This is a genomic window from Pseudomonas sp. AC070 (assembly GCF_979258635.1).
In genome coordinates this window covers 31,468-45,927 of the sequence record NZ_OZ409871.1, presented here as the reverse complement: position 1 = coordinate 45,927, position 14,460 = coordinate 31,468, and the positions used below count along the sequence as shown (strand labels likewise).

General features: G+C 63.1%; 13 protein-coding genes. 3 read left to right on the top strand and 10 right to left on the bottom strand.

The genetic code is table 11. The features are described 5' to 3' along the window. Positions 1–5 precede the first annotated feature (5 nt). Genes ACZZ0Q_RS00175 through ACZZ0Q_RS00160 form a run of 4 tightly spaced genes read right to left on the bottom strand, consistent with a single transcriptional unit; the run spans position 6 to position 4,188 of the window. On the bottom strand, positions 6–440 hold the full coding sequence (locus ACZZ0Q_RS00175; RefSeq protein ID WP_463540507.1) for a hypothetical protein: 435 nt from the start codon (positions 438–440) through the stop codon (positions 6–8). Continuing rightward, positions 437–1,783, bottom strand: a complete 1,347-nt coding sequence (locus ACZZ0Q_RS00170; protein WP_463540508.1) for a phosphatase PAP2/dual specificity phosphatase family protein — start codon at positions 1,781–1,783, stop codon at positions 437–439. Before ACZZ0Q_RS00170 ends, ACZZ0Q_RS00175 begins: the two co-directional genes overlap by 4 nt. Next, positions 1,780–3,549, bottom strand: a complete 1,770-nt coding sequence (locus ACZZ0Q_RS00165; RefSeq protein WP_463540509.1) for a bifunctional alpha/beta hydrolase/class I SAM-dependent methyltransferase — start codon at positions 3,547–3,549, stop codon at positions 1,780–1,782. Before ACZZ0Q_RS00165 ends, ACZZ0Q_RS00170 begins: the two co-directional genes overlap by 4 nt. A 27-nt stretch (positions 3,550–3,576) precedes the next feature. Continuing rightward, positions 3,577–4,188, bottom strand: a complete 612-nt coding sequence (locus ACZZ0Q_RS00160; RefSeq protein WP_463540510.1) for a CDP-alcohol phosphatidyltransferase family protein — start codon at positions 4,186–4,188, stop codon at positions 3,577–3,579. 192 nt (positions 4,189–4,380) lie between these two features. On the opposite strand from ACZZ0Q_RS00160, the gene ACZZ0Q_RS00155 reads away from it, so the two are divergent. After that, positions 4,381–5,115: a carbonic anhydrase gene (locus tag ACZZ0Q_RS00155; RefSeq protein ID WP_122492190.1), complete on the top strand. Its 735-nt coding sequence runs from the start codon at positions 4,381–4,383 to the stop codon at positions 5,113–5,115. 103 nt (positions 5,116–5,218) lie between these two features. Here ACZZ0Q_RS00155 and mhpT read toward each other — a convergent pair whose 3' ends face one another. From mhpT to ACZZ0Q_RS00135, 4 genes are all read right to left on the bottom strand, one after another. Further along, a complete protein-coding gene (gene mhpT, locus ACZZ0Q_RS00150) occupies positions 5,219–6,409 on the bottom strand; it encodes a 3-(3-hydroxy-phenyl)propionate transporter MhpT (RefSeq protein WP_463540511.1) in 1,191 nt (396 codons plus the stop codon). 38 nt (positions 6,410–6,447) lie between these two features. Continuing rightward, positions 6,448–8,322 (bottom strand): feruloyl-CoA synthase, encoded by a 1,875-nt coding sequence (locus tag ACZZ0Q_RS00145; protein WP_463540512.1) that lies wholly within the window; start codon positions 8,320–8,322, stop codon positions 6,448–6,450. Between the two features lie 88 nt (positions 8,323–8,410). Further along, the gene (locus ACZZ0Q_RS00140; RefSeq protein WP_463540513.1) at positions 8,411–9,859 is read right to left on the bottom strand and encodes an aldehyde dehydrogenase; all 1,449 of its coding nucleotides are present in this window, start codon (positions 9,857–9,859) and stop codon (positions 8,411–8,413) included. 15 nt (positions 9,860–9,874) lie between these two features. Beyond that, positions 9,875–10,705: a p-hydroxycinnamoyl CoA hydratase/lyase gene (locus ACZZ0Q_RS00135; RefSeq protein ID WP_122492194.1), complete on the bottom strand. Its 831-nt coding sequence runs from the start codon at positions 10,703–10,705 to the stop codon at positions 9,875–9,877. Positions 10,706–10,966: 261 nt separating this feature from the next. Between ACZZ0Q_RS00135 and ACZZ0Q_RS00130 the strand changes: the two genes are divergently transcribed. Continuing rightward, positions 10,967–11,437: a MarR family winged helix-turn-helix transcriptional regulator gene (locus ACZZ0Q_RS00130; protein WP_463540514.1), complete on the top strand. Its 471-nt coding sequence runs from the start codon at positions 10,967–10,969 to the stop codon at positions 11,435–11,437. Between the two features lie 53 nt (positions 11,438–11,490). Here ACZZ0Q_RS00130 and ACZZ0Q_RS00125 read toward each other — a convergent pair whose 3' ends face one another. Continuing rightward, the gene (locus ACZZ0Q_RS00125) at positions 11,491–12,330 is read right to left on the bottom strand and encodes a sugar phosphate isomerase/epimerase family protein (protein WP_463540515.1); all 840 of its coding nucleotides are present in this window, start codon (positions 12,328–12,330) and stop codon (positions 11,491–11,493) included. Positions 12,331–12,341: 11 nt separating this feature from the next. Beyond that, a complete protein-coding gene (locus tag ACZZ0Q_RS00120; protein WP_463540516.1) occupies positions 12,342–13,358 on the bottom strand; it encodes a fatty acid desaturase family protein in 1,017 nt (338 codons plus the stop codon). Between the two features lie 129 nt (positions 13,359–13,487). Between ACZZ0Q_RS00120 and ACZZ0Q_RS00115 the strand changes: the two genes are divergently transcribed. Continuing rightward, complete coding sequence (locus ACZZ0Q_RS00115; protein WP_463540517.1) at positions 13,488–14,381, top strand: LysR substrate-binding domain-containing protein; 894 nt, start codon at positions 13,488–13,490, stop codon at positions 14,379–14,381. The last annotated feature ends 79 nt before the right edge of the window (positions 14,382–14,460 follow it).

Sequence of the window (14,460 nt, the reverse complement as noted above, 5' to 3'; positions counted from 1 at the left end):
GTCCTCTAGGCAAACGCGCCAGCCGCCACTGCGGCCACCGCTAACAGCAGTTGTACAGCGAGCGCCAGGCCCTGTTTGCGCAGCAGCCCCAAGGCGCCCTTGCAGCGCAGGGTCCAGTCACGTCCGACGTTGGCGGCCGGCATCAGGCCCAGGCCGAGCAAGCCGTTGTCCAGTTCCACAGTGGCCGCGCTCAGGTCAGCGGCATCGGCCAGACGGGCAAACAGCGCCGCGTCGAAGGCCACGCGCATGGCCCAGTATTTTTCCAACGCGCCTGCCAGCAACGTGAGCACCAGCAACCCGGCGACCAGCAGCAGTTGGTAGTGAATGGTCACCAGCAAGGCGCTGGCCAATGCCACGACGCTAAGGCCGGTGGACAACTGATCCAGACGCTGCCCCTGCTCCAGCAAGCGCGCGCAACTGAGCAAACGCAGGTCGCTCATGTGCCGGCTTCCATCGCAGCCAAATTGCGCAGGTGCCCTTCGCGCAGCACTACGCCGGGGCGGACCTGACGCAGTATCGCTTCGGCTGCTTGCGGGTTGGCAGCACGGCCGCTGTGCAACAGCCAGGCGGCTACCGCTGCGGCGCTGCGCGAATAACCAAGGGCGCAGCACACCAGCACCGGGCCTTGCTGCCGCGCCTGCTCAATGGCCATGGCAGCAGCGCGCAGCAACTCGGGGCTTGGCGGCAATAGGTCGAGCGTGGGCAGGCTTCGGTAAGCGCGGCCGCCGCTGGCGCACGGCAATTCGGCGCACAGGTCGACAATGGCTTGGATTGGCGTGGCGTCCAGCTCGCCTTTGTTGGGAACTCGCCCCAGCCATACATCGTCCATGATCAAAACCGGCGCCGGCTGGCGCGCGGTCCACAACCGCGAGTTCACCCAGGCGCCAATCAGGTAGGGCCCGAACAGAAAGTTCGAGGCCCAACTGAGCGTGCCGTCGCTGTGCTTCTGGAAACCGGTCGCGCCCACCATCAGGTAATTCAGGGCCACCAGGCACAGCGCCGTGGCCGGCCAGGTCAGCCACCAACCCAGACCTCCGACACTGACCCCCAGCGCACCGAGCGCCACGCCGCCAAGCGCGTAATACAACGCCAGGCGGCGCCCTTTGGCCTGCGGCTGCCAGCGCAAGGTCGCCAGCGGGCTGGGGCGGTCAAGGGGCCACAGCCAGATGCACAGCCAGCCCACCAGAACGCCGGTGGGCAAGTCGATGAAATGGTGCTGGTAGGTGGTCAGTACCGACAGGCCGATCAGCCCAAACCAGAGGTGCAGCAACCACCGCATCAAGCCTTTCGGCGTGTGAGCGGCGTAGCGCACCCACAGCACAATCAGCAGCACGATATGCAGCGACGGCGCCTGGTTGAAAGGTTTGTCAAAACCCATCAACACCTCAAACATCCAGGCGAAAAAGCCGGTCATTTCCGGGCGGGAAAAGGTGTATGTGAGCGGAAATAACAAGAACCCGGCAATCGCCAGAACCTGCGCGCTGAGCAAGCGCCGGGCATGGATATCCAGCTCATGACGGCTACTGCACAGCAGCAGCGACAAGCCGTAGAGCAAGTCGATGGACCAGTAGGGCACGATGGTCCAGGCCCAAAACGGGGTGTGCTGTTCCCAGGCAAACACCAGGGTGCCGACGTCCGCACGCTGGCTGGTGAACCAGTTGGCCAAACTGTAGGTGGCGAAAAACAGTGGCGCCAGAATCAGCAGCCACACCAGCGCCCGGGGAAAACGCTGGCGCACGCTCAGTTGCGGATAAACCGGCGTCAGGGTGAGGGCTTCGCTCATGCCTCGATCCGCTGCGCCAGGCTGACGCTGAAAATGCCCCATTGATCGATGCGCTGAGTCACCTTGCGAAAGCCGGCGGCTTCGACCAATTGGTCCATTTCCGCCTGCGTACGACGGCGCATCACCCAGGCCTGACCGCCGCGGTGGCTGGTCAGCGCGCGGGCAATCAATTGCAACTGCGGGTGCCATGGCTGACCGGTGTAAATCAGATAACCGCCTGGCTCCACGGCTTGCGCCAGGCCACCCAGCGAAGCGCTGACCATGCTGTTATCACCGAACAACTCATACAGGCCGGAAACAATCGCCAGGGTCGGCTTGGGATCCAGGCTCGCCAAGCTGGCCGGATCAAAGGCATCGCCTTTTACAAACGTAGCGACATCGCTCAAACCTTTTTCGCTAATCAGCGCCTGGCCCTGGCTGACGTTGAGGTCGCTGTAGTCGCGCAGCAGGATCGAGTCCGGACGCTGGGCAAGATCTTGCAGCGCTTCGAGTACGTAGCGGCCGTGGCCCGCGGCAATGTCGACGATACGCGTCGGCTTGCCCTGCGCCTGCAACGTTTTCAGGGTGTCGCGCAGCAGCTCCTCGATATGCAGCTTGCGCTGACGAATGCCGCGCCAACCGATGGAGTTGAGGTAGTTGGTATCGATCATTCGGCCAAGCGAACCGGTGCCGGTCGGGGTGTTGCGGTACACGTAATCCAGAGTGCTGCCCGAGTCGAAGCCGGTGTCGAAACCCAGCTTTACCCCGGCCGACAACTTGGCGCCCAGGCCCATCGAGGCGCGGGTGGCGCGCCAATACAGGCCGGTTGGCGACAGCGGCGGCAGCGGTGTGGCCAGGCCTTCGGCTTCGGCCTTGGTAAAGCCGATGCGGTCGGCCGTGAGCAGTTCCGGCCGGCTCGACGGTTGGCTGAACAGCAGTTCGATAAAGCCACGCGCCTTGTTCACAGCCAGGTGGCGATCAGCCTCACCGAGGGTGTCGTGATAAAAACCGGGGAGCAGATGACGCTCTTTTTGCAGCGTGCCCAGACGCTGGAAAAACAGCTCTTGAGGTTTGCGCTTGACCACAAAATCGGCGCCGGAAATCAGCAGTTGAGTCGGCACCTGAATCGCCTCGGCGTCGGCCACCACGCGATCAGCGGCCTCGTACAGACCGAGCAGCTGATTGACCGAAATCGCCTTGGCAATCAACGGGTCGTTGGCATAGCTGTCGGCGCGCGCCTTGTCATGGGTGAGCATGCCGGGGCGCACGTAGCTTTTGACGAAGAAGTTGCCTTTGAGCTTGCGCAGCAAGGTCAGGCCGGGGCGCGCCAGGGGCACGTACAGGTTGATGTCGAAGGCCGGCGAGGCCAGCACCATGCAGCGGATGCGTGGTGCGTAATCATGGGCCCAGGTAGCGGCAAGCACGGCACCGACGCTTTGCGCCACCACGGCAATGTCTTCAATGGCGATGCCATGTTCGCGCTGGATGAAGGCGACGAAGTCTTCCACGTCTCGCACGCTGGCGGCAAAGCTCGGGCTGTCGCCGCGCTCGCCGGGCGAGTGGCCATGGCCACGGGCGTCCCAGGCGAAAAAGCTGAAATCCGGCAGATTGAGTTCGTCCACCAGGTGCGCCATACGCGCGGAATGTTCATGGCCACGGTGCAGCAAAACGATGGCTTTGCCCGGGGCGTCAGAGACGGCGTCGGCGGCAGGCCAGTGGCGGTAAAACAGCTCTACGCCGTCATGGGTGGGAAAGGTTGCGTTGTGTTGCGGGCGTTGAGTTTCCATCCGTAGAACTCCAGTAGCGAATCGAGGTTAGCTGGCAGGTTGCTCTGCCAGCCCGCGCTTTACGCGGTTGTAGGTGGTGAAGACGAGCAAGGCGGCGAGCACTGCCATGACTGATGTCAGCCAGGGCTCAAGCGGCAGGCCCAGGGCCAACAGAAAGCCCAGCAGGCCGAAAACAAAAGCGCGGTCACTCTTGCCCATCGGGCCGTCGTAACGGCGCGAGGCGCCGACCATCAGCCCCAGCACGCCGGCGTATTCAGTTAGCCAGGCCAACAGCACCACGGCGCCGACAGCAGCGCCAGACACCCCAGCCAGACAGGCAAACGGCAGATACAGCGCGGCATCGGCAACCAGATCGGTTATTTCATTGAGGTAAGCACCCAGGCGCGATTGCTGACCAAACTCGCGGGCCAACATGCCGTCTACGGCGTTCAGGCCCATGCGCAGCAGCATCCACAGCGGTAAGAGCGCAAACACCGCGCGGTGTTCCGCGAATATCGCCACCACCGCGCCGACCAGAATGGAAATGGCACAGGCAAACAGCGTCACCTGGTTGGCAGTGACGCCACGCTGATGCAGACGGGTAACGGAGGGGCGCAGCAGGTTCTGGAAGCGGGGTTTGAGGTCGTAAATCGACGGCATGGGGCGCTCGCAGTGAAATAGGCTGGAGGGACTGTACTCACAACAGAACGCCAATGCCAAAAACTCGTCACACCGCTAGCTTGGTGGTGCGGTTAGTTCGATCAGCCGACCGAAGATAGCCGCTTAACGGCGAAGCTGGAACAATAGCCGCCTATAGTCATCCAGGCCCCGTTTTTCGCTCAGGAGTTTTTTATGAACACGCGCGACCAACAGAACCTCGATCGCCTCGACCAGGCCGAAGGCGAGGGCGCCGATGAGGCGTTGCAGCAGATCGTTTCCGGCTTTCAACGCTTTCGCACCGAAGTGTTTCCCGAGCAGGAAGAACTCTTTCAAAAGCTCGCCACCGCGCAACGCCCGCGCGCCATGTTTATTACGTGCGCCGACTCACGCATCGTTCCCGAATTGATCACGCAAAGCTCGCCGGGCGATCTGTTCGTCACCCGTAACGTGGGCAACGTGGTGCCGCCGTATGGGCAAATGAACGGCGGCGTTTCCACTGCCATCGAGTACGCGGTGTTGGCTCTGGGCGTACACCACATCATCGTGTGCGGCCACTCCGATTGCGGCGCCATGCGCGCGGTGATGAACCCCGATACGCTGGAAAAAATGCCCACGGTCAAAGCCTGGTTGCGTCATTCCGAAGTGGCAAAAATCATGGTGGCGGATAACTGCAATTGCGGCACGGAGCACGAAACCCTGGGCGTGCTGACCGAAGAAAACGTGGTCGCGCAGTTGCAGCATTTGCGCACCCACCCTTCGGTGGCTTCGCGCATGGCCAGCGGTCAGTTGTTTATTCACGGTTGGGTGTACAGCATCGACACCTGCGAGATTCGCGCTTACGACGCCGAGCGTGCCGAGTTTCTGCCGCTCGATGGCACCAGCCCGATTCCAGTGGCCACGCCGCGTCCGCGTTATTCGGCGCAATAAAAAACGCGAAAAAAAACCGCGCCGTAGCGGGCTTAAGGCTGCGGCGCGGTAAAAATCATCCTCAGTGGAGTCCAGTGGAGCTGAGGATGTGTCGCTCGGGAAATCAGCTATTCACGTCACGCTTGAGCAGCACGGCGGCGGCACACGCCGCGATCGCCACCAACGGCGTAGCAGCCAGCAATAAGCCGCTGACGCCAGCACCGGCCGCCAGCAACTGGCCGGCCGCCAATGGCCCACTCATCGAACCCAAACGCCCAACCGCCACGGCCACGCCAACGCCCGTGGCGCGCACGTTGGCGGGATACAGACGCGGCGCCAGGGCGTAGAGAATCAGTTGCCCACCCACCGCGCAGGCGCCCGCCGCCAGGCCAGCGAGGTACAGCCCTTGCGCCTGTTCAACGCTGCCCAGCGCCAGCAAGGCGGCGAGCATGCCGACGTAGGCCAACAGCACCGCGAGCAGCGCCTTGCCGCTGTCCATCAGCCGCCCGGCCAGCAGCGAGCCGGCAACGCCGCCGATGTTGAACAGCACTTGAATGGTGGCGGTGTCCAGGCGGCTGAGGCCGCGCTGGATGAGCAAGGTTGGCAGCCAGTTGAGCAGCATGTAGAGAATGGTCAGCGTGCAGAAACAGGCGCCCCATAGCAGCAAGGTCGATGCGCCACGGCGCTGGCCGAGCAGCTCGCGGGTGATGGCGCCCACCGGCAACGTCTGCCCCTGGCGTGCGGCGGGCGTTGGCAGCCAGCGCATCAGCAGCAAGGCGATCACCAGCGGCGCAAATCCGCCGACGTAAAATACCAACCGCCAGTCGCCCGACACCGAAAAAATGCCCAGCAGCGCCGCCACCGCACCACCCAGCGGCACGCCGCAGTAGGTGAGGCTGACGGCCAGGTTGCGCAGGCCAGGGCTGGCCACTTCCGAAGACAGCGCGATCAAAATCGGCAGCGCGGCGCCCATGCCCAACCCGGTGACCAAACGCGCCGCCAGCAATTGCTCGTAGGTGGCGCTGTGGGCGGTGAGCAGGGAAAACACACCAAACAACACCACGGCCACCACCAACACGCTTTTGCGCCCGAAGCGGTCGGCCAGCCAACCGCCAAACACCGCGCCAGGCAGCAGGCCGAACAAGCCGGCGCTGAACACCCAACCCAACGCCGACGCGTTCAGGGCGAAGTGCTGGGCCATGGCCGGCGCTGCGACGCCGACGGCTTGCAGGTCGAGGCCTTCAAGCATGGCGACGATAAAACACAGGGCAATGGTGCGCAGCGACGCGTCGTTCTGCGCGGTAGAAGTGGGCATGTGAACCTCGAGTTTTTATTGTTGTGTGCGGCGTTTGCTTAGGCGCTGTAACGGATGATCTGCGGCGCCTGGCCTCGGTACAGCGCTTCCACCAGAGCGCTGCGGTGCTGCAACACCGCGCGCTGGTTGAGCGAGCCTTTGTCGGTGATTTCGCCCCGGTCAATGGAGGGTGGTTCGCTCAACAGGCTGATCCATTCCAGTCGCGTGGCGTTGCCGGTGGCGTGTTGGTTCAGGCGCTTGAGCCAGTCGGCAAACCAGCTGCGCACGCGCTCGTGGGCCAGCACTTGCGCGTCGCTGGCCACGCTGGGAAGGCCGGATAACATGCGGCAGTCGGCCAGGCGCGGAAACACCAGCAAGCCCAGGCACTCGCGGTCCGGTGCGGCGACGACCACGTCTTGCACATAGGGCGTGCCGTCGAGCACGGCGCGGTTGCGCAGCGGGCCGACGCTGACGAACACGCCAGACGACAATTTGAAGTCTTCGGCGATGCGGCCATCGAACATCAGGCCCAGCTCAGGCCGCTCGGGGTCGGCAAATTTCAGCGCATCGCCGGAGCGGTAAAAGCCTTCGGCATCAAACGCGTCGAGGGTCTGCTGCGGCGAGCCCCAGTAGCCGGCCATGATGTGCGGCCCGCGAAAACGCGCTTCAAGCTTGCCGTCTACCGGTACCAGCTTGGTCTCGCAGCCCGGCGCCGGCAGACCGACGTAGCCGGCCACGGAAAGCGGCCCGGTGGTGAAGGTGCACGAAGGTGAGGCTTCGGTCATGCCCAGCCCGGCCATCATGCGGATGCGCTCGCCGCAGTGCTGTTCGGCGATGCGGTCGAGGCGATCCCAGATGCTTTGCGACAAACCCGCAGCGGCGAAAAAGAACAGCGTGACCTTGGCGAAAAAACGCGCGCGCAGCTCGGCGTCTTGCTCCAGGGCGGTGACCAATTCTTCCCAGCCTTTGGGCACGGTGAGGTAAGCGGTGGGAGAAATGTCTTTGAGGTTACGCAGGGTTTCGGCCATGCCGTTGGGCGTTGGCTTGCCGTTGTCGATGTACAGGCTGCCGCCGTTGTAGAGCACGATGCCGACGTTATGGCTGCCGCCAAAGGTGTGGTTCCACGGCAGCCAGTCGACCAGCACAGGCGGCTGCGCAGCGAATTCGGGGAAGGTTTGCAGCAGCATTTGCTGGTTGGCGCAGAGCATGCGCTGGGTGGTGGGCACGGCTTTGGGCAGCTTGGTGGAGCCGGAGGTAAACAGGAACTTGGCGATGGTGTGTGGGCCGGTAGCGTCAAAGGCGATGTCGGCCGCCTCGACGTTGGCGGTGGCGAGCAGATCGGCAAAGCGCTCGCTACGCCGATCTGGCAGCGTGCCACGGGTAAACACCAGCGCGACGTCATCGGCCAGCACCTGTTCGATGGCGCGTTGGAACGGCTGCGCCTCGGCGGCAAACACCAGGCCTGGCTGCAAAAGGCCGACAATGTGGCGCAGCTTTTCCAGGTCTTGCGACAGCAGCGAATAGGCCGGCGACACTGGGCAATACGGCACGCCGATGTACATGGCGGCAAAGGCCAGTTGCAGGTGCTCCAGGTCGTTGCCAGACAGAATCATCAGCGGCCGCTGCGCGCTCAGGTCGTAGCGCAGCAGCGCCTGGCCGAGGGCGCGCACGTTGCTGAGCATTTCGCCGTAGCTGAGCGTGTGCCATTTGCCGTCATCACCGCGCTGGGCAGCAAAGGTGGCCTGTGGTTTCACCTGCGCCCAGTGCAGCAGCCGGTCGAGCAGGCGCGCCGGGGCAGGCTTGAGCGACTCCTGCGCGCGCAGGTAGATGGTGCCGTCGTCTGCCTGGGTGATGTTCACCCCTGGATTGCCAATGGCCACCTGGCGATAGCGCACCACGTGGTCAGCGCGGGTTGCTACGAATTCTCCATTCACGAGCCTTTCCTCTGTGCGCGCCCGCCCGCGCCGGGGTGGCGGCGGGGGGCTTGTTTGTTCTTGTTATTGCGGGATGGACCGGCCTGTTTCAGATCGGATAATGGCGCGGCCCGTTCTGCACCGTGACCCAGCGCAGCTGGGTGAAATGCTCAATCGAAGCGCGACTGCCGAAGCTGCCGTAGCCGCTGGATTTCACCCCGCCGAAAGGCATTTGCGCTTCGTCGTGAACGGTCGGCCCGTTGATGTGGCAAATGCCCGACTCCACCCGTTGCGCCAAGGCCAATGCGCGGGACACATCGCGGCTGAAAATGGCCGCCGACAGACCGAACTCCGAGTCGTTGGCCAGGCGCAACAGGTCTTCATCGCCCTCGCCACGCACCACCACGGCCACCGGGCCGAACGACTCTTCGCGGTACAAACGCATGCTGTCGGTGACGTTATCGAGCAGCACCGGCTGCATGATGCTGCCCTGCACACCGCCACCAGCTGCCAGCGTCGCGCCTTTGCCAAGGGCGTCGTCCACCAGGACTTGAATGCGCTCACCGGCGGCGGCGTCGATCAGCGAACCGAGCACGGCACCGCTTTCGTCCGCCGGGCCGGCGCGCAGTTGCGCGACCTTGGCAGCCAGCTTGCTGACAAAGGCATCGGCCACCTTGGCATCGACGATCAGGCGTTCGGTGCTCATGCAAATCTGCCCTTGGTTGAAATACGCACCAAAGGCAGCGGCGGCTACAGCGGCGTCCAGGTCGGCATCGTCCAGCACCAGCAGCGGCGCCTTGCCACCCAGTTCCAGCAAGGCCGGCTTCAACTGCCGCGCACACAGCTCGGCGACGATGCGGCCGACGTGTGTGGAGCCGGTGAAATTCACCCGCCGCACCGCCGGGTTGGCGATCAGCCGGGCGACGATGGCGGGCGCATCTTCCGGTGCATTGCAGATGACATTCACCACGCCGTCACCCAAGCCGGCGTCATGCAGGACCTGGCCGATCAAGCGGTGGGTGAACGGGCTGGCTTCCGAGGCCTTGAGCACCACGGTGTTGCCGCAGGCCAACGGCATGGCCAGGGCACGCACGCCGAGAATCACCGGCGCATTCCACGGCGCAATGCCAAGCACCACGCCGCACGGTTGGCGCAGGCCCATGGCGAAGCTGCCGGGCACGTTGGACGGGATGACCTCGCCGAGAATCTGCGTGGTCATCGCCGCTGCTTCACGCAACATGCCGGCGGCCAGTTGTACGTTGAAGCCGTACCAGTTAGCGGCGGCGCCGGTTTCACTGGCGGCGGCCATAAACTCGGGGGCGCGTGCTTCCATCAGTTCGGCGGCCTTTAACAACCGCAGCCGTCGCTCGCCTGGCGCCAAGGCGGCCCAAGCCGGGAACGCGGCATGGGCCGCTGCCACCGCAGCATCGGCATCTTCCAGCGTGGCGGCGGCCACGCGTGACACCACCTCACCGGTGAACGGGCTCAAGCGGTCGAAGGTGCGACCGTCAGCGGCGGGCCGGGCCAGGCCGGCAATCAGTAAAGGCACGTCGAACATGGAACACCTCCGGAATCAGCGTTTGTAGGCTTGCAGGCCGGGCTTGATGCTTTTGTCGTCGAGGAATTGCTTCATGCCTTCTTCGCGACCGCCTTCGGTGTCGAGCAACCGCGACTGGTCGAGCTTGGCGTAGAGGTAATCCTCGTTTTGCTCCCAGGTGAGTTCACGGCAGCGCTTGAAGCCGACCTTCGCGGCACGCAACACCACCGGATTTTTCTCCAGCAGGTTCTTCGCCAACTCGACTGTGGTTTCGCGCAACTGCGCCAGCGGCACGCTCTGGTTGACCAAGCCCATGGCGGCGGCTTTCTGCCCGCCAAAGGTCTTGCCGGTCATGATGTAGTACAGCGACTCGCGGTGGCCGCAGGTGTCGGCCATGGCTTTGCTCACCAGGTTGCCCGGCGGAATGCCCCAGTTGATTTCCGACAGGCCAAAGGTCGCTTCGTCGGCGCAGATCGCCAGATCACACGCCACCAACGGGCTGAAGCCGCCACCGAAACACCAGCCGTTGACCATAGCGATGGTCGGCTTGCTGTACATGCGCAGCAGCTTCCATTGCCAGTACGAGGCTTCGCGGCGGATTTTCTCTTGAAGAATTTCCGGCCCGGCGTCCACTTCGCGGAAGTATTCCTTGAGGTCCATGCCGGCGGTCCACGACTCACCAGCGCCGGTGAGCACCAGCACGCGGGCGTCGGCGTCTTGTTCAAGGGTTTCCAGCACGTCGGCCATTTCGCGGTTGAGCGTTGGGCTCATGGCGTTGCGTTTTTCCGGGCGGTTGAGAATGACCCAGGCGATTCCTTCGTCCACTTCCACCTTCACGGTTTGCCACCGGCCTTCGTAGGTACTCATGTCACTGCCTCATGTCTGGGTTGGATGAGGCGAACTTAAGCTGGATTTTTAGTTATGTCAATTAACTATAAATTGGTTCTGGGTTTCGAAGAACTACCGACACCTTCAGCTGGAGGTCCGCAGAAACGCTGGCCCTAGCCTTAAATACAGGGAAATCGCGAGCCTAACCGGTTAATGCCAATAACTAAATATTCGTCCCGATTGTGCATCGGGGCGGAAAAATTATTAACATGCCTAACCATTTCTCATCAGGACGCCACCATGCCCCGCAAAGCCAAAACCCAGGCAGCGCCCGCCGACCCGACGACGCTCGACGCTGCGCTGGATAATTTGGTGGGTTATGTGATGCGGCGGGTGCAGCTGAAAATCTTCCAACACCTGACCACGCGCCTCGAAGAACACGCCATCCGCCCCGCGCAATTCACCGCGCTGAGCATCATCGAGCAGTCGCCGGGCCTGATGCAGGCCGACCTCGCCAAAGCGCTGGCCATCGAGCCGCCGCAAGCGGTGCTGATGGTCAACAAACTCGAAGAACGCGGCCTGGCCATGCGCGTACGCAGCAACCCGGACAAACGCTCCTACGGCCTGTTTCTTAGCAAAGCCGGAGAGCAGTTGTTGAAGACGTTGAAAGACGTGGTGGTGCAGAGCGACCTGGACGCCACGGCGGCGTTAAGTGCGCAGGAGAGGGAGCAGCTGTTGGGCTTGCTGAATCGGTTGTATCGGGAGGGGTAATACCGGGCGGCGCGGCCGTCTTAGCCGCGCCACTGCCCTTACGTGGGCAACTGCTACGCCTCCAATTCCCGCCACAATTGCTCCGCCCACCTCTTTATCACCAACGCCTCCTGCCACCGATCCGACAGCTCCAACCCATCGCGCCCGGTAATCGCATACGGCGGCGGCCCTAGCTCACAGAGAAACACGCAGCTCGCATCCGCCGCATTGCGCGCGCGCCAGCTGGCCATGCCTTGTTTCCACCAGACTTTGAATTGCTCGACCCAGGCCTGGTGTTGCGCAAAATCGATTTGAATTTGCACCTGCTCGGCCGTGGCGATGCGGCCCTGCAAGCAGTCGGTGCGTTCGTGAATGCGCTGGATGAAGCCTTGGTCGCGCGCGCTAATGGGCAAGGGGAATTCCCGGTCGACCACGAAGTGCGAGAGGTCGGCGGTGAGCTGCAGTTGGGGAATGGCGTCGAGCACTTCGAGGGTGAAGTACAGGTCGTTGAGGATGCCGTTGCGGTGGGTTTCGAACAGCAGCTCGATACCCATGCTTTGCGCCTCATCCAGCCAGCGATTAATCAACGGCACCGCGCCGGCCACGCTCACCGGCATCACCTGGGCGATGGTGTTGACCTTCACTGCGTTCACTTCGCGGGCGAACTCCAGCAAGGGGCGCATATCGCTCACGCGGCGTGGGAACAGGTTGACCATGCTTTTCAAACCGTACTTTTCAAACAGCGGCAGGGTCTCGCGGTAGTAGGGCAATTCGTCGGTATTGGGGTCTAGACATATGCCGGCGAATCCCGCTTCGGCGGCCATGGCGAAGTTTTCTTCATGGCTGCGTTCGGGCTGCGTCGGGTGCTTGAGTTCCATGCCCCACAGCGACTGAAAGACTTCGAGCTTTTGCATGGTGGGCACCGTTAGAAAGAGGTCAGAAAGGACGCTGCGTTACCGCCGCGAATCTCGCCGTTGCGCATCATGGTCATGTAATCCGCCGCAGCCGGCTCCGGGCCGTCGCCCGTGCCGGCGACGCGCGCCACCCGAAAGCGGTGAAAGCTTTTGAGCTGCGCGCGCAACGGCAGCAGCATCGATTGCTCCTCGCCATACAACTCACGGTGCACAGCCGGCAGGCGATACCACGGCGTGGTCGGTTTTACGTGATGGGCATTGTGATAGCCGAAGTTCAGCACCAGCACATTCACCCACGGGTGTTTCATCGACAGCACGTTGCTGAAGGTGTGCAGGTGCTCGTAATCACGGTCGCCCTTGTGAGGCGCTGGGGTTTTGTCGAACAGCGTGGGCGAGTTGCCGTAGTCGTGTTGCGGCGCATCCATAAAGCGCAGCACGGTCATCATCAGCAGGTACGCGACCGCATACAGCAGCGCGGCGAACGGAGCGAACCACAGCAGCGCCGCGAACAAACCGCCGCGCACCAGCACAAACGCGAGATTGCGGGCGCGCTGGCTGTTGCGCTGAGCAATGATGAACGCGCTGAACACCATGACGGCGTGCATCAACAGGTCGTGGGCGGGGATGTATAGCCACTCCAGCGCTTCGATGGTTTTCAGCACGCGCGGATGGCGGGCCAGCCATTGGTCATGCTCGAACCAGATCACGTCGGCGTTATCGACGTGGTGGCGAAAGTGTTTGAAGCGAATGTCCTCATACGTGCCGTAGCAACTACCAGTTACCCACGTCAGCAGTTTGCCCAGCCGAGCGTTGTGCTCGTTGCGCTTGAACACGGTGTTATGCGCGCACTCGTGCAGCAAATAACCGGCGATAACCATGGCGTGCGCCAGCCACAACGTGGCCAAAAGATTGACCAGCAGGTTGGCGCTGAATAAACCGGCAAGCCCCAGGCCATAGCCCACTAACGCATAAGTGAGCGCCAGGCCATGACAGACCGCGCCCCGCGTTTCCTTGAACAGATGCAACACGTCGATTCCCCCCACTACCGCTATGGCTCGATAACCCAGCGTGGCAAAAACGATGGGCCGGGGGATATCAAAAAATGCGCATGGCTGGTATGACTGGCACGCATACCAGACCTCGCCACCGAGCCCGCCATGACGCGCTTTCCTTCCCTCGATGCCCTGCGCACCTTCGTGCTGGCGGCCACCTACCTCAACGTCAGCCGCACCGCTGAAGAACTGTGCCTGACGCAATCGGCCGTCAGTCGTCAGCTCAAGCAGTTGGAAGTACAGCTCGACGTGCAACTGTTTCACCGCACCAACCGGGGCCTGGCGCTGACGGACAGCGGGCAGAAGTACCTGTCGCAGGTGCAAAAACCGCTGCAGCAGATTCAACGCGCCACGGCCGAGCTGCTGCCGCGTGTGTCGACGCTCAGCCTGTTTGTCGACGGCGCTTTCGCCCACACCTGGCTGGTCAAGCGCCTGCCGCAGTTTCGCGCCCAGCACCCGGACATCGAACTGGAACTGAAGCTCGGCGCCTCCATGCATTCGCTCACCGGCAGCCAGCTCGGTGCCAGCGGCGCGGTGCAGATTATTTTTGGCTCGCCGCCGTGGCGCGGCTTCCAGGCGCAGCCGCTGCTGCGCATGGAGGAATTTCCGGTGTGCAGTCCGGCGTTGTTGGCCGGCGCCGTGCCGCTGAAAACGCCGGCCGACTTGCCCAACCACACGCTGATCCACGAAGGCGACCGCCGCACCTGGCGCCGCTGGCTGGCCGCTGCTGACGCGCTGCCCTACGAGAGCACGAAGGCGACCACCGCCCACGACTCGCTCACCTGCCTGACCATGGCCATCGACGGCCAGGGCATCGCCATTGGCGACCCGCTGACCTGCGCCGATTATCTGGCCGCCGGCGTGCTGGTCGCGCCGTTCGGACAGCGCGTGGTGCTCACCGACACCTTTTGTCTGGTGGTCGCCGAAGCGCAGCGCGCCAGCCCCAGCGCTCAGCTGTTCAGCCAATGGTTGCAGGGCCATTTCCCGCCGCTGCGCTAAAGGCTGACGGCCCGAAACCTCCAACTTTCCGCGCCCGGCGTGTTCCACAGCCAAGAGAGGCCCGCGCCGTTTGAACCTT